We start from the raw sequence: 19,189 nt of genomic DNA, 5'->3' as shown, positions 1-19,189 counted from the left end.
ATCATCTACAACGGTAAATCAGTAGAACTAAAATCAACTTTAACTTGCCCAAATTGTGGAAATAATAAAGATGAAATAATGCCTACCGATGCTTGTCAATTCTTTTATGAATGCGAGAACTGTAAGACGATATTAAAACCCAAACAAGGTGATTGTTGCGTTTATTGTAGTTACGGAACAGTAAAATGCCCACCAATTCAAGCCGGTGACAAATGTTGTTAAAAACCAAATTTAAAAAATAGAAATTAAATCAACCGTTATACTATTGTTTTTGTATTAAGTGTAAAAGTCCAAAAAACTGTTCGATTTACAATTATAAATAATTGAAATTTAAGTTTTTAACAACTATAAATAGCATCTATTTTATCGAAACCACATCATCTTTTATAACTTAAAAAGCTATCTTTATACTGAGGAAATTAATTCATAATTAAAATTTAATGAAATTAATCATCAAAAACTTATCGAAGAGCGGTATTTAAAGTATGCAGCGAAGTGATTTTATTCTTTTTTTAGCTCTTTCGTCTTATTAGCACCAAGTAGCAAAAGCAAATGACAAAAACAGAAGCCTTATCATCCACGGCATCCGAGATTAGTATTTTTATATGGCTTTTATTTACCATACTGCCAATTGCAATTCTTATCGGATATTTATAGATAAATCGATAACATTGTTTAAAGCATTCAAAAAAATAGTAACAATAAAAACAAATCACGATGACAACAATTATCATTTTAACACAATTGTTACAGGCCCAGAATAATTATACCTGGATAATATTCGTAATGATTCTAGCTGCTTGCTTTATTTTGCCTATGATGAGGATGAGACACAAAAAAAATAATCAGAAAAATACGGGTGCCTATACATGCCCAATGCACCCCGAAGTGCAATCGGATGTGCCAGGCAATTGCCCTAAATGTGGGATGGCTCTCGTAAAAAAATAATTAACAATAATTATTCTAAATATGAAAAATCAAAAGGAACAAAGCGCCATGAAGATACTCTTAGCTACAGATGGCTCTGCTCATAGCAAAGGAGCGGTTGAAGAAGTTGCAAACAGACCATTTCCGGTGAACACTAAAGTACATATTGTTTCTGTTTATCAAAGAATGTCGCTAATAAATGCTCTTGGGCCAATGGGAGTTTCAAATGAGTACTCTGCAGAAATTGACCGCAATGTTTTTAAAGCCACAGAGAAAATTACGGAAAATGCAGCGAAAATTCTTCATGCTAAAAATCCAACTTTAATTGTAACTACAATGGTTATTGAAGGTTCTCCAAAAAGTGCAATACTCAAAGAAGCGGAAACATTTGGTGCTGATTTGATTGTCGTTGGCTCTTCTGGTCACGGGGCTTTAGAAGGCTTTCTGCTTGGCTCGGTTTCTCAAGCGGTGGCATTACATGCAAAATGTTCTGTGGAAATTGTACGTAAATAAAAACTAAATAACAGACAAAAATACATTTTGGATTCAACTCATTATGAGTGCGAAATAAGAGTTGGTTTTGGACTAACTTTGAATTATTAAAACACTTCATTTGGAGCGTGTTTTTATCAAAAGTAACCTAAAAATAGGTTGAAAGCCCGAAACTCATTCCGTCTGTTATAGCTGGTGGATTACCAAATGTATCTCTTTGTGCTTGAAAACGATAATTAAATCTGATCACAGTTTGTGATGTCGGTCTAAAACTGATTGCAGGCATTATACTCCAAATATCTTCGCCAATGTTACCACCAGTTTCGTTAAATGTACCAACATTCCAATCCACATATTCTAATCGACAAGCCACATTCAGTACGGCATTTTCCCAGCCTAAAATTGTTCTTTTCAAAATGGGCTGTACAATATCTAGAAATCCACCGTATTGTTTTTTTCCAAATTGTTGAGAATAGGTTTCGGGAACATCAACTTTAATCCAAGCAAATTCTGTTGTGATAAATGTTTTAGTTTTTGGAATTGTGGTATTAAAATCTAATGCAAAAATCGAAACGCGTCTTTTTTCATCAATCACAATTCCATCGTCTTGAAATTTATTATAGATTCCTCTCATATACGAAATTCCGAGTTCCCCTATTTTGCAATTTCTAATGGCTAATTTCCCAGTAAATAAAGGTTCACCACTATTTATTTCTTCGAATCGTTCGGGATTGTTTTTTGCTGCCGGCAAGAACGTTTTGTTTTCAGCATTCTCAATTATGGAGTTGTCAAAACTTCCTGATAAATAAGCTTCGTAACCAAACATCCAATTTTTAGTATATTTTTTTCCAAAAAAACCAACTCCAGCATTACTAAATGTTCCTGGTAACATTTGAGTTGCTGATATAGGTCTATCTGTAAATTCCCATTTTGGTCCGTCATGATTTTGATTAAAAGAGCCTATAGGATTTACAAGTATTCCAGCTCTAAAATTAACTAGTGGGTCAAACTCAACATCAACGGATGCAAATTCTATTGCGATTTCTTTTCCACCGTCCTCAAATTCTATTTCGCTTAAAAATTTTACTCGTTTGCTAATTGCTGATGACATAAAAATAGACAATCTTCTCGCTTGAAATTGATGCCCTTCTGATACTCCGTCTGTCGTTATTTTTTGCCAGTTCATTTCAACATAACCACCAATAGAAATAGGCGTTTTGTTTATGTTCAATGCAGGTCTATTATATAAAGCATCCATATTTAGGATATTTTTCACAGTATCTTTAGGAATTCTTTTCAATAAGCTTGGATCTATTTGAGCAAAAGAATTTAAATTAAACAGGACTACTAAAACTAAAATAAAGGTTGGTTTTAATCTCATTTCAGGGAAATTTTTAAGGTATTATTTTCAATCATTATCGGAAATTTTCTTAAGTCTGTATTTGCAGGTCCATTTTCTAAAACCCCTCTGTTGCTAAATTCGCTTCCATGCGCAGGACATTGAAGTTTATCTCCAAAAACCTGCAATTCAGCTCCTTGATGCGTACAAGTCATTAACATGGCCGAATAATCTGTTGAATCAAATCGAAATATACAAATAGGTGATTTTAATTTTTCGTTTTGAATAATAATGTATTTCTTATATGCTGTTTCTTTTTTATTTTTTATTTCAAAATCAGAAATTGGAACCAAAATATCCGACCCTTTAATTTCTTTTGACAGAATTTGAGAAGTGCTACAACTTTGCAATAATGTTACTCCTGTAATTCCAGCTAAACAGCCAAAACCACACGTTTTTAAAAATTGTTTTCTGTCCATAATTACAATGATTTTATAAATTTCAGTAAGGCATTTTTATCGGATTTTGAAAGGTTTTGAAACACATTTTTACTGTTGTTTGCTTCACCACCATGCATTAAAATGGCGCTTTCAATACTATTTGCTCTGCCATCGTGCATTAGAAAATAGTTTCCTCCCTGCGAGTTTTCAGAATAGCCAATTCCCCATAGTGGTGGTGTTCTCCATTCATAGGTTTTTGCATTCCCTTCTGTATATCCATCATCTAAACCGCTTCCCATGTTGTGCAATAATAAATCTGTATACGGGGCAAATAGTTTATTTGAAAGGGCTTTAATAGGGGAATAACCAGTTTTTAATTCCGATTTATGACAGCCTGTACAATTGATTTGGTTAAAAATGTTTTTGCCCTCCTTCGTGGCTGTATCACCTTGATTGCGTTGAATTGGTGCTTTTAGTGTTTGTAGATAAAAAACCACATCATTTACTGTGCTGGTAGCAATTTCAGGATCTATTTCCAGATTAGTGTATGCGTCAATAGGATTGAATATCGATGTAATTCCGATATCTTGATTATATGCATTTACAGTTTGATGCAATAAATCAAAAGCGGCGGCTTTCTTGCCAAAACGACCTATTAATTTTCCATTTTGTGAAATAGTATTCGAACGAAGTGTGACAAAAGTAGGAACATTTATCCAGTTTGGTACACCGGAAATTCCATCTCCATCACTATCGTTTGGATCAGACATCGCTACGATATCAGCATCCGTTACAAATTGTAGAAAACCTAAACCTGTATTTGCCGGCGGGGTAAATTTAGAAAAAGTAGCCCCTAAAGGAATTTCTTCCGGTAAATATCCCGGCAATGATCTATTTTGCAATTGAGGACCTCCTTGGTTTAAGAATAAGTTTCCTGTTTCATCAATTTGTCCAAAACGAGTGAGTGTAGTAAAAGGATGCCCCTTACCATCTCCTGCATGGCAACTGATACAACTTGTTGCAACAAATGTAGAACCAAGACCAGTTTGACGAGTAAAAACTTCGCTAAATGCGGCATCACCTTTTAAGAAACGAGCCGACTCTTCATGAGAAAGTCCATCAATAGGTCCGTCTAAAACTTGGAGTTCATACCTAAAAGTGGACACAGAAACACAAGATCTTTGGTGTTAAAACAAAAAAATGCAACAACAAAGGCAATCTTACACATTAGAATTCAAGCACAAGGCTGTAGAGCTGGGCAATAAATACTACAGCACTATACGAGCCGCCCGAGAACTGGGTACAAGTGCGGAAAACATCAGGCGATGGAAAAACCAGCTCGATGATGAAAGATTGGGCAGCAGGATAAAACAGACTACGGGAAATAAAATTCTGCAATTAAAAAAGCTGAGAAGAGAGCTTGGAGAAGTCAAGATGGAAAGAGACATCTTGAGAAAAGCCGCCAGCATTCTCTTTAGTGAAACACAGGTTAAATTTGAATTCATAAAACTGCATAGAGACTGTTATCCCGTGGAGAACATCTGCAAAATACTCGGTGTAAGCAAGAGCGGTTACTACTATTGGAATGACAGAAAGCCATCAAGAAGAGAACTTCATAATCTTGCCTTGACCGAACAGATAAAAATTATACACGAGCGGAATAAGAAAAGGTATGGCAGTCCAAGGATAGCAAGAGAGCTGGAAGCTTCCGGCTTTCATGTATCGGAAAAACTGGTAAGGAAACTGATGAAACAGGCATCCCTGCAGAGTGTCTTTAAAAGAAAATTCAAGACGACCACCGATTCTTCCCATAGCTATCCGGTAGCAGAAAACAAGCTGGACAGGGAATTCACCGTGGGCGGGGAAAATCAGGCCTGGGTATCGGACATAACATATATTAGGACAGCAAAGAGGTGGCTGTACCTGACAACGGTAATCGACCTGTTCGACAGGAAGGTAATCGGCTGGGCATTGTCCTCTGTGATCACTGCAAGGAATACCAGTGTCAGCGCCTTCAAGATGGCCCATGTCAACAGACCGATCACGAACAATTCTCCCCTTATTTTCCACTCTGACCGCGGAATACAATACGCCTGCGGGGAATTTGTTCGTGAAATAGGCAGTCACAAATCAGTTACCAGGAGCATGTCAGGAAAAGGAAACTGCTGGGACAATGCAGTTGCAGAGAGTTTCTTCAAGACATTGAAGGTAGAACTGATCTACCAGAATCGCTTTCAAAACAAGCACGAAGCTGAGTCTTCAATTTCTGAATACATTGAAAAATTTTACAATACTGATAAAAGGCACAGACATTTGGACAACCTGAATATTTTTGAATATCGAAAATTGCAAAGTGGAGATTGAATAATGATGATTAAAAAAGATATAATTTTCACATCAGGTTCTGTCGCATCTAAAGCTAAGTTAAAATCTGTTCATTTTACCCTGAATACTCGGCATAAATCAAACCAAAATATCCACTTGGTTACTGATCCAAGTTATTACTCTAATAGTGGCGACCTTTGCAGCGGAATATCTAATTTATCAACTACTCTGTACAAATAACACCATTTACCCTTAACTTTTATATAGGTTTCATCCATTCTCTAACTTTTCTCAACTCTTAGTTTTCGTTTTTTCATTTGCGCCTCGATAAAAGGACTAAACTTGTACACCCAACGCTGAATTGTCGCATGGTTAACCTGAACTCCCCTACTTTTCATTATCTCCTCAACATCACGATAGCTTAACGTAAATCTAAGTTTGAAATATACAGCATGAAGAATAATAGATTTTGGATACCAGTGACCTTTGATATTCATGGATCGAATGATTTAAAAGCCCTAATGATAAAAAGTTATTGTCAGATGCGACAGAGCCTCATACTCTATTTATACTTTGTTATTCTGTGCAATCCAATTGTAAATTTCTGTTTGAGAGCGTTTTGGACTATTGGTATTTATATTAATTGGATCATTGAACCCTTTAGTATTTATAGTCCTTTTTTTTGTGTTATCCTCTAGTTGTAATCGAATTATTGTATTGATTCCAGCTATATGATTTTCATCTTTTATTGGGAAAGCTACTTCTATTCTTCGGTTTAAGTTTCTACTCAATATATCGGCAGATGATAAGTAGATTTTTTCTTTACCATCATTTAAAAATTTATAAATTCTGGCGTGTTCTAAGAACATATCTACTATTCGATAGATTTTTATATTTTCGCTAACTTTTTTAATCCCTGGCAGTAAAGTACAAATTCCTCGCACCAAAAGCGTTACCTCTACACCTGCTTGACTTGCTTCAATAAGTTTGTTAATAATCTCTTTTTCATCAACACCATTTACTTTTAGAAAAATTGAAGCTTCTTTACCCGCTTTTTTGTTCGTTATTTCATTGTCTATCAATTCGATTAATTTCTCCTTCATATTAAAACCGGCAACTAAAAGTTTTTTTATTGATGCAGTTTTCTCTTGAGTTTTCAAAAACGCAAATACTTTTTTTAGATCGGTTGTATATTTTTTTTCTGAAGTAAAAAAGCCAAAATCAGAATAAATGCTGGCGGTACTTTCGTTAAAATTTCCCGTAGATAAATAACTGTAAAATTTGTTTTTGCCTTCTTCACTTTTCATAGTAACGAGAGCAACTTTGGCATGAACTTTTAGATTTGGCATACTGTAAATAATTTTGATACCTGCCTTTTTCATTTCTTTGGACCAAAACAAATTGTTGTCCTCATCAAATCTAGCTTTGATTTCTACAAAAACGGTCACTTTTTTTCCATTTTTTGCTGCACTTATCAAAGCATTAGCGATTAATGATTGCGATGAGATACGGTATAAAGTAATTTTTATTTCAGTAACCTTTTTATGAATTGCCGCTTGATTGAAAAACTGCAATACATAATGATACGATTGGTATGGAAAATGAATTAATTGATTTTGGTCATCAATAATTTCAAAAATAGAAGAGTTATTTTCAAAAGGCAAATGCTTTAGTGCGGGATAATTTTGACCTTGAAGGTTTGGTTTTAATGGATTTGGAAACTTTAATAAATCAAAAAGATTATGATGACTTCCTCCTTCAATCATTTCGTTATCGTGTAATCGAAATACTTTTTTGCAAACCAAAACAGTTTCATATTCCATATTAAAATCATACAAAAAACGTGTTGATGAACCCGATTTTCGTTCCTCAATCTTAGCTGCTATTTTTGCTATTAAATCTCCCGAAGTTTCATCTGCAATTTTATAGTTTTCATCTCGATTTAATTTTATTGCATTGCAAGAAATGACTTGTTCCAATGGAAATATAAAGGATAAACATTTTTTGATAATGGTGTCAATAGAAATAATATACTTAGTCTCTCCTTGGCTTTGTAATTGTTTATAACGCTCTAGTTTGTCAGAAGGAACATTTAGATAAGCATAGTTGGAAATTCCAGAGGCATCTTTTAGTTTTACCAGTAAATATAATCCTCGATTATTTAAAAAATAAGATTTTGGATTGTTTTCTGAAATGTAAACTACCTGAATATAGGAAAGTATAATACTCTTAAAATAATATTCTATTTCGTTTAAGTGATCTTTTACAATTTCTTGATTTTCATAATAGACAATCTTATTTTCCGCTAATTCAGGTACAATCGTATCTTTCCAAATCATTCCAAACTTATTTTGTTGCAGATTTACTTCGGATAAAATTTGATTTAATAAAACGGTGTTTTTTTCTGAATTTCTTACTAATAATTTATTGATTTTTACTCGGAAAAATTCATCAAGATTAGAAGAATGAATAGCTAAAAATTTAATCCGCTCATATAATGGATTAGTCTTATCATTGGCTTCGTCCAGAATGCAACTGTTGAAAGAAAGCCAAGAAATCTCGGAAGGAATTGTATTATTTTGCACGATATTTTATTATGTTAGCGATGAAATTAAAATCATAATTTTATTTTTTTTATAAATAAGTAGTTTAGATAAAAAGAAGAATTTTAACACTGTTTTTTTCATATTTTGAATAGTATTTAAAATTGAAATCCTAGCGAAAAAGCAAGTCTTAAACCATCAATAGAATTGAATAATCCAAGATTTGCAGTTAATAATTCCGCTCCGTTAATAAAAAAACCACCACCATAAGAATTGTTCCATTTGTTAGAATGATCATTGTTGATCCAAATTCGCCCATAATCAAAACCTCCGTAAATGCCTAATCGTACAGGAATAATACCAGTTTTCAAACTGTTGAATGTGTATCTTATATCGGTGTTCTGAAATAAAGATTGTTGTCCTGTAAAACGTTGGTTTCTAAATCCTCTTAACCCATCATTTCCTCCAATAGAAGCGGCCTGATAAAACTCATAGTTGTTATTGAAAATGATACGGTTTTTTATTTGGGTTGCCAAAACCAATTTTCCCGAAGAAACTAGTTTATGATTAAAACTAACTTCTGGAATTATATATGCAAAATTTCGTTTATTATCTTCCAGACTTGATGTAAATCCTACTTCTAAAGTCGTTTTCATTCCGATCGTTGGATAGGCTTTATTATCATAGTTCTCGAATTGATATTTTGCATTCACTCCCATAAATTGGTTGCTCTCAAAAATGGTTGGAGGTAATTCGCTGCTATTTTCAACAAATCTCCCTTGGGTTTGTTCGACTTCTACTGATTCATAGGACAGCCCAAATGATAGATTACCGCCACCATTTCCTTTCCAAACAAGCGATGGCGCAAAGCCAAATTCTCTTACTTTTACCCGGTTGTAGTCTAATCCAAAAATGTCATCATTGTTTTTAGTCTCATTTCCATATCCAAAAAAGTTTTGACTAAAGTTTGCGCTTTGATAATTGGATTGCACTAACAGGTTTAACTTTCCAATCACGTTGGCAAATTCTCCTTTGTAATTTAATTCGTAACCATTGGTTGCAAAATAATATGCTGCTTTAAGCTGATGTCTTGTTGTAAAAGGGTTTCTTTCAAAACCATACAACGTATAAATAGTGTTTACTCCAATTTTTAATCCATCATCCGGATTGGCTCCAAGGATTGGAATAATTTGATTAGTATTCATTTTTAATTTCTTGTAATCATAAGTATTTATATTATAATCATCTGTTAGTTTTAAATTTGCATTAGCAGTATTATTAATAGTATTCTTTTTGGTTTTATAATCGTAGACGTATATATTTTTACCTTTTTGAATCGTATATTCGTCATTGCTTTGACCACCTATGAGACGAATTTTTATTTTTTTGCTTTTACCTGTTACTTCAAAATTATCTTTATCATCGAGCCCATAAATCCAAAGTTCTTTTGTGACTTTATCATCGTATAATTTTTGAATAAACAATTCATTAGTGTTGTCTTTCTTTTTTCTAAATAAGGAGACCAATACACTTCCGTTTTCGTTGCATTCTATTTTAATATAATCATCCTTGTTGGTTGCCGTTATAACAGCATATTTATTGATTAATTTAAAATAGCTGTCGGAAATTTGCTGTAAATTATTTTTTCTTGCGTTAAGTATGTGTTTGATAGACGCAACAGTTTCATCATTTACTTCTTTAGGGATATTTTGAAACGCATTTTCGACTACTGTATTTGTCAAATTAGTTTGTATCAAACGTACCTGTTCATCCCAGACTGCCTTGTTTGCAGTTTTTATAAATGCCATATCAAGCGGATAGGGTTCTATATTAAAACCTTTAACATCTTTCAGATCATCACTATATTTTCGTAATAATCTTGCAGGAGGTATTAATTTTACAGCAGCCCCTAAAATAAATCCATCAGACATTTTAGAAAAAGCTTGGTCTCTGTCTCGTGGCAAGGGTTTGAAAATTGTCTTTCCGTTTTCTTTAAACTCTAACCATCGCCATTGGTCTTGGTGCCTGTCCCAATCATTAATTAACATATCGAATAATCGTGCTTTAATATAAGCTGCTTCATCTACTGTTTTACTTTCGTCTGAATGTAATTCGCGTAAAAGATCTTCTGTACTGATTACGTTACCTGTAAAATTTTGATTAGTAAGTTCAACATTACCCTCTGAAGCCTGTTCTTCTAAAAGATATAGTTCGTCTCCAAATTCATCATTAAAATCTCCCATTGCCTTTTGTTTGGGTACATAATAGAGTTTTGGATTGAGATGATAAACGCCTATGGCATCCGAAAGAGCAGGTATTATAAATGGAGCATAAGGAAAGGAACCAGTAAAGACATCCATTAAAAGGCTTTCGGAAGCAGTATTGTTAAACTTATCTTCAACATATTGGTCTTTAAAAACGACGGATTGGATATATTGGCTCGCATTTTTTTTCATTGCTCTTATGACATATTGCTTTCCGTCTTTCGTTTTTAATCGTAATGCTTTTGATTGATTCCCTCCGCCTTTTCTAACTGGAGTTAATCCCCCAAATAGGGTGTCCAGATTTACGGTTTTCACCGTTACCGGAGTGCTGTAAGTATCTCTATATCTTTTCCCCCATAAAAAATTATAATAATGGGATTTACTGGTTGCCTTTATATCATAGATAGCACTCTTTATTTCGGAAGGAAAATTATTTCCAAAAGCAATATTTTGTCTCTTAGTATCTGGTAACAATACATTTGATTGATAAACCACTTGGTTGTCATTACTATTTATAAAGCGAACAAATGAAGATCCATCATCAAAAACATCTACAATTGCATAACCCTTTATCCCATAAGAAAATTTGCCACCCTTGGTGTTTCTGGTTTCTGATGTTTTCGAAGCAGAGCCACTAATTATTTGGTGTAAATTGTCTTCAACAATATATTGCAAACTGTTTTCGTGACCTGAAATAAAAATTACTTTATCATTTTGTTGGGCTGCTGTAATTAGATTTTTTATTAATTCGTTGTATTTTTCATTTTGCATATCGGCATTGGAGATACCACTACTTTCTCGAATTAAATTTTTTAAACTTCCTAAAACAGGTGTCGGTTTTAAATAACTTTTAAAGGAATATTGCCCACCGTGTGCACCATTACTAAACATCGGATGATGGATGGCAACAAGGGTAGTCTTGCCTCTTGCTTTCTTTATTTCGCTTCTAAATTCGTCTAAAAAATTAGTTCTTGTTTTTATGTCACAACCCTCATTTATAGTCGGTTCATTATCCCAATTGGTTAGATACCATTGCGAGTCAACAATGATAAGTACAATATTATCACTAATATTTACTGTTTCTATTGCACACCCATTTTTAGGTAAAAAAGACTTTTTGCCTAACTTTTTTTCTACAAACTCCTGCTCTCTTTTTAGTCCTTCAACACCATCATTATTCCAATCGTGATTGCCCGGAATAAAAATAGTATTTCCTTTAAAAGAACTTGCAACGTCTATTTGGTTCAGCAATTTCTTTTCGGCATCACTTCGTTTAGTATCATCCGTTTTTGGCATTCCAGCAGGATAAACATTGTCCCCCAAAAAAAGTAATGTGCTATTTTGAGTGACATTATTTAAGGAATTTCCCAATGAACTTGAATGGTTTTCAGTGTCCATTAAAGCTCCATTACCAGCATCGCCCAGCAGAAAAAAAGTATGTGCTACTTTTTTATCGTTTGGATAAATTTCTTGTTTAGAGTCGGAACTATATTGTCGTTTGAAAGTAGCACAAGATTGTATTACTAGTGCTACTATTAAAAGATATTGGAGTTTGCGTGTTTTCATGATAATTTCTTTTTATCTAAATTTAAAAGCAATTAGAAAAGCCATTACAGATATAATAATTCCAAACATAAAAATAGTATAAGTGGTTCTTAATAATTTGTATTTTTTTTCTAAAACTAGACCAAGCTGGTACAAATCTTTGATTATAGAGTTGTATAAATAGCCTTTGTCTTTCATTAATTCATTCATTGCCCAATTATAATCTTCGTAAGGCATTTTATAAAAATTACCAAAAAATAAAAGATTTACCTTTTTTTCTTCTACTTCATTTCTCGTAAAACTGCCTTTTGTAACATTAGGTCTAGTGGCAAGAATAGCGCATATTATTGACGTTACACTAGATACAATTAAAATTAATGTCGGTATAATTAAATGGACATTAGCCGGATTATCTAGTTTGGGAATAATGGTCGTCAGAGAAACCGAAATGATTATGGCATTCACAGATAGTAAAATGTTAGCTTTATTATCTACCATTCCACTTAAATTGCTATGGTTGTTAAGCGTAATTTTAAGCATTGTATCAACAGCTTTGTCTGGTTTTCCAGACTTCGAGTCTTTCTTTTCCTTCTTTTTTTTATCGTTCTCTGTTAGAAATGATTTTTCTAATTTTTCGTTTTCAGGGATATTATCTTCCATAATATTATATGTTTTGAAGGTGTTTTTCAATTAATTTCAGGTTATTTTCTTTTAAATTTTGCCATTCTTTTTGAGCAAATTTTGTATAATATTGATGTTTTTTAAGAAACTCAATATTAAGGATGAGCCAATCGGTATTGCTATATTTTCTGTTGATCGACTTTTCCCACTCCTTTCTTAATTGTTCCAAAGAATCCAGATAATTTTCAGTACCTAAATGAGCATTATCAGCATCTTTTAATATTTTTTCTAATTGATTTTTAGGGATGTAATTAAATCGGGTTGCCAAAATCAAATCACTTACTTTTTGCTGAATGTTATCTGAAATATTTTTATCCTGCAGAAATTTTAAAGCAATTTTTATACTGTTTTTTTCATGATTTTCAGTACCATCTATGTAACCTGCATCGTGAAACCAAGCTGCTAAAAGAAGGATATCAATCTTCACTTGATCTATTTTTTCGGCAATACAAATGGTTTCAATGCCCATAACAACACTTTTTGTATGTCCTAGATTGTGGTATGAATATTTTGAATCCAATCTTTCTTTAAAAAGTGTTGCAATAAATGCTGCTGCTTCTATTAATAAACTATTGTCATTATGTTTTACTTTCACTCGAAGTGCTTTCAAACCCGAAACACCTTGTAAATCTTCTACTTCTAATTTTTCGATCCCGGCTTCTAATAAATCTTTGTGCTGCAGGTATTTGATGTATTTGATGTATTCTTTTTCTTCAGTTGAATTGGAATACACAATTGTTATTTTTTCTTTTTGAGTAATTCGTTCATCAGAATTTTTTACAAATGCTTTGTCAATTCTTTTTTTAACAACCTCGTAACGTGCATTATACGACCCATCAACATCAAACCGTTTTTCATCCATTCTGAAACGAACAGAAATAGGAGAGCTGAACGCCAGTATTAGTGATGTCACATCAAGTGTATAGGGCAAAGTCGTTTTTAGTTTATAGTGTCCTGATTCCATTTCGCAAAGTGTTTCCAACTGCCATAATCGAAGGTTGTGTAAATACATTGCATTATACACTTTGTTCGGTTCTATTGAAGCTCCAATATATAAATTGTGCTCCACACCATCCGTTTTAAAACGCTCATAATAGTGTGGGAAAATTTCTTGAGCTTGAGCTTGTTTACTATCTAAAATGGAAGAAAGTCTTTTATTAATACTCATTATGGTATCGTCAAAATCTTTTCGAGTCTGGTAAAACATTCCCGTTTTTGGGTCTAACTTCTTGTAATAGTCATTTATTAAATTTTCTGTTTTTTTATTGAATGCAGCATTTTTTAAAATTGAATGAATTTCAGTTTCTATATAGTGGTGAATGATTTGTTCAAAATTATTTTTAAATGGTTGGTCCAATTCTAATAGAAAGCTTTCTAATTCAAACTTTTTTTGCTCAATGACGCCTATTTTTTTATCAAAATTCAAGATTTCAATGATGGCAATAATTTGATTAATTTGTTCTTTTAAATCATTTATGATAGCGTTATTCCTATTTTCCGAAGATCCCTTAATGTCTATTTGTCCATATAAAGGATAAACATCCTTAAATACAATTTCTTTGAAAGTATAGTCTTTAATCGAAATGTTGGAATGAAAATAATTTTTGGCTTCTTTTTTGAATTTCCAATACACGCTGGGATGAATTGCAGTGTATTCATTTTGAATAATTGCCTCCAATTGATTTATCATATCGTTATTAGTCTTTTCAATAGTATCGGCTATATAAGGCAAAATCAACTCCAACTTATTAGCATTGATAGAATTTAACACCCTAATTGTTGATGAGGCCAACTCAAATAATCCCAAAAATTTATTGTCTTTAATAACTGGTGCCAACAAAAAACTTTGAATGTCTTGACTCAATAAATGTTCTCCAAATGTGTAATTTTCTTTCGTTTTAGCAAATTCTAAAACATCAGGAATAATAAACGGTTTATTATTTTCGATTAAACTCTCAAACGAGCATCCACAAAGTGCATTTTTACAATCCGCTTCTTTTGTATTTAACAGTATAAAACTTTCTAATTTTGCCTCATTAAAAGGTGGCTTTACAAATAATTCTTCTTCTTCGTCATAAAAAGTTAAACCAATTTTTAAATCAGGAATCTTAAATACCGATCTAAAAATAGATTCATAGCTATCGTCAAGTTTCGATTTTTCTACATCAGGCTTTAATAAGTTTGATTTCAGATTTGAAACGGCACTTTCAACAGTTACATCTACTAATGATAGTATTGCAAATCCTTTTAAAAACCAAGAATTTTGAGGAAATGCTTTTTTCCATAAATCTATATTATCACAATTATCGATTAATTCTTCAATAGCTTTTTGGGTTAAAAATTTGGTGTTTTCTGTTGGATATATTTCTAAAAAATCAGCATTATATAGTATTCTATAATGTTTAAGAATACCATTTTTGTCTGGAATTTCATAGAATAATGGTTTTCCATAATCAAGATTTTGATTATAATACCCATTTAATATGAGTGTACAATTCATTATGTAAAACTGATGTTCATCCATATCTATACTACTGATATCAAATGACATTCCTACATCTTCTAGAATTTTTTTAAATCGCTCCGAATAATTAAATGTAAAATCGTGAAAAGGAAGTGTTACTGCTTTTATTTCATTAAAGGTTAATGCCGTAGGAAATAAATCAGCCAATAAATTCTTGATTAAATCTTGATTATTCTCAATTATATCAAGATTATCAATACCATCAATAAATTCGGGTTTGTCTTTCATTTGATTTAATAAATCTTTGGCATAATTTGATTTATAGCCAATATCTGATAGTGCTATTTCTTCCAGTCCTTTAATTAATTTATGAAAAGAAATCAAGGTTTTAAACGGACTTAAATATTTATAGTTCTTAACCACACTAGTTAGATTTTTTTTAAATTTCTGTTATCTGGAGTTCTTTCCTGCGTCAGGAGCTGCAATATAAATCAGTCCGACTACTTTTTCTGAATTTCCGGTTTCGGTAATGACAGCATCACCACAAGAATGCCCGACAAGCAATACCAGTACATCCATACACCAAATGAATGATAACAATACAATCATGGATATTTTATCATGTTACCTTTTTGCCTTTTTTTAGTGTACTTCCTTTTTCATTTTTGTTAGCTTTTAATAGATTCTTTTTTCAGTTATTTTAATTAACATCTTCTTTAGATGCCACGCGAACATGTTAAACCAATGATTATGCCTTTGTTTTAAATAGCTATAAATCAACAGTTTAAATTTTTTAATTTGTTATAGGTTAGCGAAATGTCGAAGGTTACACAATGTTTCCAACGATATAAAGTAAATAGTGATTTTAAAGGATCGCAATCTTGATTAAAACGAGCTGGTATACTATTTGTTTATTATTGTTTGATTTACTTTGGTTGCAGTCATTTTATTCATATGTTCGATATCCAATCCCACTTTTTCTCGTTTTAATTTATCTCATAAATGATCGATTTAATTTTTCCGTCCACTGTCTTATTGCTTCTAGCCAAATCAGTAACATAAATATTTAATAAAGTTTAACACTTTTAATTATTATTATTATACCGATTGGTATAATTTTGTTTTATGAAAACTAAAGTCATCAATAAATCAGAACGCACAAGACAATTTATAATTGAGAAAACTGCTCCTATTTTTAATACCAAAGGATATGCAGGAACATCTCTCAGTGATATTACGGCTGCAACCGGATTAACAAAAGGGAGTGTATATGGAAATTTTAAGAATAAAGATGAGGTGGCCGTTTCGGTTTTTAAATTCAATTTAAATAAACTTCTGTTGCTAATTGGAAATGAACAATCCCAAAAAAAAACATTCAAAGAAAAACTATTATGCTTCCCTGAATTGTATTTAAATTTTTTAGGTGAAAAATTTCCGGTTGGTGGATGCCCAATTATGAATACTGCTATTGAAGCTGACGACACTCATCCTCAGTTAAAAGAAATCGCTAAAAAAGCCATTTTATCGTGGAACGAAAATTTAATTTACCTGATCAACAAAGGAAAAGAACAAAACGAATTTAAAGCAACAACGATTGCAGATGAAAAAGCATTAATGATCATAGCATTGATTGAAGGAACAGTAATGCTGACTAAACTTACTGGCAATACCAATCACCTAAAAACATTGATGGACAGTTTAAAATTACAAATAGAAGAATTCTAATTTTTTTTGATTAAAAATATACCGATCGGTATAAAATATTTTATGAAAAATGTAAATATCATTTTGGCAAAAAGAACTCCCACGGGAAGCTTTCTTGGCAGTCTTTCTCATTTAACTGCTACTGAATTAGGCAAAATAGCCATTCAAAATATTTTGGAAAATACTCCAATTAGACCAACAGAAATAGACGCTGTTTATATGGGCAATGTTTTATCTGCAAATCTTGGACAATCACCAGCGAGACAAGCTGCCCTATTCGCAGGAATTTCAAATAAAACCGATGCCACCACTGTAAACAAAGTCTGTGCTTCAGGGATGAAAGCGGTAATACTAGGTGCCCAACAGATTCAATTGGGAATTGATCAAATCGTAATTGCGGGTGGAATGGAAAGTATGAGTAATGTTCCTCATTATACCCTACAGCGAAAAGGCAATAAATTAAGCCATACCACTTTAATAGATGGTCTTTTAAAGGACGGTTTGACTGATGTTTACAACGGTTTTCACATGGGGAATGCTGCGGAAATTTGCGTAAAAGAGTATAACATTTCCAGAGAAGAGCAAGATGCTTTTGCGCTGTCTTCGTATAATAAAGCAACAAATGCAACCCTATCCGGTAAATTTTTGAACGAAATAATACCTATAGAAATAAAAACTAAAAACGGTACCGCAATTTTGAACGATGATGAGGATATTTATAAAATAATACCCGAAAAAATCGAAAAACTAGCACCTTCCTTTGATAAAAATGGAACTATTACCGCTGCGAATGCCAGCAATCTCAACGATGGAGCCAGTGCCCTTTTGTTAGTATCGGATGAAATAGTTGAGAAATACCAACTTAATCCTTTAGCCCGAATAGTTGGATATGCAGATGCTGCCCAAGCGTCAGAGTGGTTCACCACTTCCCCATCGATAGCTATTCCAAAAGCTTTAGAACAAGCTAAGCTAACACTTGATGCAATTGACTACTTTGAGATTAACGAAGCCTATTCAGCCGTTATTCTTGCTAATCAGAAAATATTAGGATTAGATCCCAATAAGATTAACGTTTATGGTGGTGCAGTTGCTTTAGGACATCCTATAGGTTCATCTGGTTCCCGAATAATAACTACCCTTATATCTGTTTTGAAACAAGAAGGTGGAAAATATGGGGTGGCGGCTATTTGTAACGGGGGTGGCTGTGCTTCGGCGGTTGTAATCGAAAATATCTAAATAATTTTAAATAAAAATTAAACGCAATGAAAACAACAAAAAATACAGTACTTATTACCGGAGGGGGATCGGGAATTGGATTTGAAATGGCCAAATTATTTTCAAAAAATCACAACAAAGTAATCATAATAGGACGTAATGAAGAGCGTCTGAAACAAGCAGTATCGGAGTTAAACAATACCTATTACCTTGTCGCTGACATCACTAATGAATTCGATACTAACGTATTAGTTGAAAAAATAAAAGAAGAATATCCAGATCTGAATTTACTCGTAAATAATGCAGGAAGAGCAATCTTGCACCATTTCGCAACTGAAAATGCTAACGCTTTTGAGAATGCATCTGAAGAAATAGCGACTAATTATCTTTCTGTTATAAGACTAACTGAAAAATTACTACCTGTTTTAAAGAACAAACCTGAATCTGCAATCGTAAATGTTTCATCGGTGGTATCGTATGTAGCAAGTTATATATTACCGACTTATTCGGCAAGTAAGGCCGCATTGCATTCCTACACGCTTTCACTGAGAAATCATTTAAAAAATACTACAGTAAAAATATTTGAAATTATGCCGCCATTGGTGGATACCCCTTTTTCAAAAGAAATTGGAGGTGAAAATGGGATACATCCTGAGATCGTAGCCAATGATTTGCTCTATGGATTGTATGAGAATAAATTTGAAATACACGTAGGCAACACCGCTAATATTTACCAATTGTTTCTCTCATCACCGAACGACGCTTTAGATCTTTTAAATGCTTAATATAAAAACCATAGATTCTCAAGCCTTGAATTTTTTTATTCATCATACAAATAAAATGGTTACAAATTCGCCTTCCCCATTCATAAAGAAAATGATAGCATCAAAACGGAGACTTCAATTGAAATCTGGGATGATGATAAATACAAACTTTTAGCAAAAGGATATACCAACTTACTTAAAAAAAATCGGAAGGCTTTCAAATATGAAAAAAATAATTCTTTTCGCAGTCATAATAGCTATAATAAGCTCATTTATTTTATGTTTTTTACTTATTATTTTTCTTAACTCGGGGTTCACTGCTTGGTTAATGTCTTATGCACTCGCCATACCTTTCCTATTATTAACTGCGCCACAAGTTAAAAAAATATTAAATAAATATTTTTAAAATATTAAAAAAAGTACCCCCAAGGGTATACTATTTACATTTCAACAAATCTATTATTTTACAATCATTTTTCAATAGAT

16 protein-coding genes are annotated in these 19,189 nt (G+C 32.6%); 7 read left to right on the top strand and 9 right to left on the bottom strand.

The genetic code is table 11. The annotated features are described in order from the left end of the window. The first annotated feature begins 3 nt into the window (after window positions 1-3). From ACM55H_RS15570 to ACM55H_RS15560, 3 genes are all read left to right on the top strand, one after another. Window positions 4-222 carry a GDCCVxC domain-containing (seleno)protein gene (locus ACM55H_RS15570; protein WP_416837410.1) on the top strand — a complete coding sequence of 73 codons (219 nt, stop codon included), beginning with the start codon at window positions 4-6 and terminating at the stop codon, window positions 220-222. A 495-nt stretch (window positions 223-717) separates the two neighbouring features. Continuing rightward, entirely contained in the window at window positions 718-948 is a 231-nt protein-coding gene (locus tag ACM55H_RS15565) for a heavy metal-binding domain-containing protein (RefSeq protein WP_416837393.1), read from the top strand. A gap of 48 nt (window positions 949-996) precedes the next feature. Next, window positions 997-1,440 (top strand): universal stress protein, encoded by a 444-nt coding sequence (locus ACM55H_RS15560; RefSeq protein WP_416837392.1) that lies wholly within the window; start codon window positions 997-999, stop codon window positions 1,438-1,440. A 127-nt stretch (window positions 1,441-1,567) separates the two neighbouring features. Here ACM55H_RS15560 and ACM55H_RS15555 read toward each other — a convergent pair whose 3' ends face one another. Genes ACM55H_RS15555 through ACM55H_RS15545 form a run of 3 tightly spaced genes read right to left on the bottom strand, consistent with a single transcriptional unit; the run spans window position 1,568 to window position 4,364 of the window. Continuing rightward, window positions 1,568-2,800: a hypothetical protein gene (locus ACM55H_RS15555; protein WP_416837391.1), complete on the bottom strand. Its 1,233-nt coding sequence runs from the start codon at window positions 2,798-2,800 to the stop codon at window positions 1,568-1,570. Further along, complete coding sequence (locus tag ACM55H_RS15550) at window positions 2,797-3,237, bottom strand: Rieske (2Fe-2S) protein (protein WP_416837390.1); 441 nt, start codon at window positions 3,235-3,237, stop codon at window positions 2,797-2,799. The genes ACM55H_RS15555 and ACM55H_RS15550 overlap by 4 nt, the downstream gene beginning before the upstream one ends. Before the next feature lie 2 nt (window positions 3,238-3,239). Then, window positions 3,240-4,364: a di-heme oxidoredictase family protein gene (locus tag ACM55H_RS15545; RefSeq protein WP_416837389.1), complete on the bottom strand. Its 1,125-nt coding sequence runs from the start codon at window positions 4,362-4,364 to the stop codon at window positions 3,240-3,242. A 34-nt stretch (window positions 4,365-4,398) separates the two neighbouring features. Between ACM55H_RS15545 and ACM55H_RS15540 the strand changes: the two genes are divergently transcribed. After that, on the top strand, window positions 4,399-5,562 hold the full coding sequence (locus ACM55H_RS15540) for an IS3 family transposase (RefSeq protein ID WP_416837388.1): 1,164 nt from the start codon (window positions 4,399-4,401) through the stop codon (window positions 5,560-5,562). Window positions 5,563-5,699: 137 nt separating this feature from the next. Here ACM55H_RS15540 and ACM55H_RS15535 read toward each other — a convergent pair whose 3' ends face one another. The 6 genes from ACM55H_RS15535 to ACM55H_RS15510 all read right to left on the bottom strand — a co-directional run bounded on the left by ACM55H_RS15535 (window position 5,700) and on the right by ACM55H_RS15510 (window position 15,629). Further along, the gene (locus ACM55H_RS15535) at window positions 5,700-5,801 is read right to left on the bottom strand and encodes a DDE-type integrase/transposase/recombinase (protein ID WP_416837387.1); all 102 of its coding nucleotides are present in this window, start codon (window positions 5,799-5,801) and stop codon (window positions 5,700-5,702) included. Between the two features lie 288 nt (window positions 5,802-6,089). Further along, window positions 6,090-8,108, bottom strand: a complete 2,019-nt coding sequence (gene ppk1, locus ACM55H_RS15530) for a polyphosphate kinase 1 (RefSeq protein ID WP_416837386.1) — start codon at window positions 8,106-8,108, stop codon at window positions 6,090-6,092. A 116-nt stretch (window positions 8,109-8,224) separates the two neighbouring features. Next, the gene (locus ACM55H_RS15525) at window positions 8,225-11,896 is read right to left on the bottom strand and encodes a metallophosphoesterase (RefSeq protein ID WP_416837385.1); all 3,672 of its coding nucleotides are present in this window, start codon (window positions 11,894-11,896) and stop codon (window positions 8,225-8,227) included. A gap of 12 nt (window positions 11,897-11,908) precedes the next feature. Then, the gene (locus ACM55H_RS15520) at window positions 11,909-12,535 is read right to left on the bottom strand and encodes a Pycsar system effector family protein (RefSeq protein ID WP_416837384.1); all 627 of its coding nucleotides are present in this window, start codon (window positions 12,533-12,535) and stop codon (window positions 11,909-11,911) included. Window positions 12,536-12,539: 4 nt separating this feature from the next. Next, a complete protein-coding gene (locus ACM55H_RS15515) occupies window positions 12,540-15,443 on the bottom strand; it encodes an HD domain-containing protein (protein WP_416837383.1) in 2,904 nt (967 codons plus the stop codon). A 27-nt stretch (window positions 15,444-15,470) separates the two neighbouring features. Beyond that, window positions 15,471-15,629: a hypothetical protein gene (locus ACM55H_RS15510; RefSeq protein ID WP_416837382.1), complete on the bottom strand. Its 159-nt coding sequence runs from the start codon at window positions 15,627-15,629 to the stop codon at window positions 15,471-15,473. A gap of 516 nt (window positions 15,630-16,145) precedes the next feature. On the opposite strand from ACM55H_RS15510, the gene ACM55H_RS15505 reads away from it, so the two are divergent. Genes ACM55H_RS15505 through ACM55H_RS15495 form a run of 3 tightly spaced genes read left to right on the top strand, consistent with a single transcriptional unit; the run spans window position 16,146 to window position 18,724 of the window. Continuing rightward, the gene (locus ACM55H_RS15505; RefSeq protein ID WP_416837381.1) at window positions 16,146-16,745 is read left to right on the top strand and encodes a TetR/AcrR family transcriptional regulator; all 600 of its coding nucleotides are present in this window, start codon (window positions 16,146-16,148) and stop codon (window positions 16,743-16,745) included. A gap of 42 nt (window positions 16,746-16,787) precedes the next feature. Further along, window positions 16,788-17,960 (top strand): acetyl-CoA C-acyltransferase, encoded by a 1,173-nt coding sequence (locus ACM55H_RS15500; protein WP_416837380.1) that lies wholly within the window; start codon window positions 16,788-16,790, stop codon window positions 17,958-17,960. 26 nt (window positions 17,961-17,986) lie between these two features. Beyond that, on the top strand, window positions 17,987-18,724 hold the full coding sequence (locus ACM55H_RS15495; RefSeq protein WP_416837379.1) for an SDR family oxidoreductase: 738 nt from the start codon (window positions 17,987-17,989) through the stop codon (window positions 18,722-18,724). Window positions 18,725-19,189: the final 465 nt, after the last annotated feature.

Source organism: Flavobacterium cryoconiti (genome assembly GCF_048158645.1).
Lineage (GTDB): Bacteria > Bacteroidota > Bacteroidia > Flavobacteriales > Flavobacteriaceae > Flavobacterium > Flavobacterium cryoconiti.
This window is presented reverse-complemented; position numbering and strand designations above follow the sequence as displayed.

Excerpts from the sequence above, each read along its gene's own strand:
- ACM55H_RS15550 (WP_416837390.1), bottom strand. The coding sequence starts at position 3,237 with ATGGACAGAAAACAATTTTTAAAAACGTGTGGTTTTGGCTGTTTAGCT.
- ACM55H_RS15560 (WP_416837392.1), top strand. The coding sequence starts at position 997 with ATGAAGATACTCTTAGCTACAGATGGCTCTGCTCATAGCAAAGGAGCG.
- ACM55H_RS15540 (WP_416837388.1), top strand. The coding sequence starts at position 4,399 with ATGCAACAACAAAGGCAATCTTACACATTAGAATTCAAGCACAAGGCT.
- ACM55H_RS15555 (WP_416837391.1), bottom strand. The coding sequence starts at position 2,800 with ATGAGATTAAAACCAACCTTTATTTTAGTTTTAGTAGTCCTGTTTAAT.
- ACM55H_RS15510 (WP_416837382.1), bottom strand. The coding sequence starts at position 15,629 with ATGATTGTATTGTTATCATTCATTTGGTGTATGGATGTACTGGTATTG.
- ACM55H_RS15505 (WP_416837381.1), top strand. The coding sequence starts at position 16,146 with ATGAAAACTAAAGTCATCAATAAATCAGAACGCACAAGACAATTTATA.
- ACM55H_RS15535 (WP_416837387.1), bottom strand. The coding sequence starts at position 5,801 with ATGGATGAAACCTATATAAAAGTTAAGGGTAAATGGTGTTATTTGTAC.
- ACM55H_RS15565 (WP_416837393.1), top strand. The coding sequence starts at position 718 with ATGACAACAATTATCATTTTAACACAATTGTTACAGGCCCAGAATAAT.
- ACM55H_RS15495 (WP_416837379.1), top strand. The coding sequence starts at position 17,987 with ATGAAAACAACAAAAAATACAGTACTTATTACCGGAGGGGGATCGGGA.
- ACM55H_RS15525 (WP_416837385.1), bottom strand. The coding sequence starts at position 11,896 with ATGAAAACACGCAAACTCCAATATCTTTTAATAGTAGCACTAGTAATA.
- ACM55H_RS15520 (WP_416837384.1), bottom strand. The coding sequence starts at position 12,535 with ATGGAAGATAATATCCCTGAAAACGAAAAATTAGAAAAATCATTTCTA.
- ACM55H_RS15500 (WP_416837380.1), top strand. The coding sequence starts at position 16,788 with ATGAAAAATGTAAATATCATTTTGGCAAAAAGAACTCCCACGGGAAGC.